Origin of the sequence: Pseudomonas viridiflava, assembly GCF_900602065.1 — a bacterium.
Lineage (GTDB): Bacteria > Pseudomonadota > Gammaproteobacteria > Pseudomonadales > Pseudomonadaceae > Aquipseudomonas.
This window is the reverse complement of record NZ_UWFN01000096.1, coordinates 1-416: the sequence shown is the minus strand read 5'-3', so window position 1 is coordinate 416 and position 416 is coordinate 1. Positions and strand designations below refer to the sequence as shown.

The 416-nt window shown below is 63.5% G+C and carries 1 pseudogene; it reads right to left on the bottom strand.

The features are described from left to right. Positions 1–416, bottom strand: a pseudogene (locus EE949_RS04645) (Na/Pi cotransporter family protein); the annotation flags it as partial.

Sequence of the window (416 nt, the reverse complement as noted above, 5' to 3'; positions counted from 1 at the left end):
CAATGACTTCGGTGCCTGCCAGGGTGGCTGTCAGCAGCACTGCCGCCAGGCTAGAGTAGGAAATCAACGCGAACATCGCGCCCACCAGCGCATCCAGCAGCAGATCGCCCGTCAGTGACGCGAACAGCACCTTCACCCCTGCCGCCTGAGTAATCGGAGCGGCCGCTTCGACGATCAGTTGCAGCGCCAGCACGATCAGCTCCAGGCCGATACCGACGCGGCCCAACTGCCCTGCTCGGGTCTGCTTGCGCGACAGGAAGAACACCACGCCGAGGAAAATCAGCAGCGGCGACAGCCAGGATAGATCGAAGGTCAGCACTCGCGACATCAGTGCGGTGCCGACGTCGGCGCCGAGCATGATCACGAGTGCTGGCGTCAGCGTCATCAGACCTTGGCCCACGAACGAGGTCACCAGC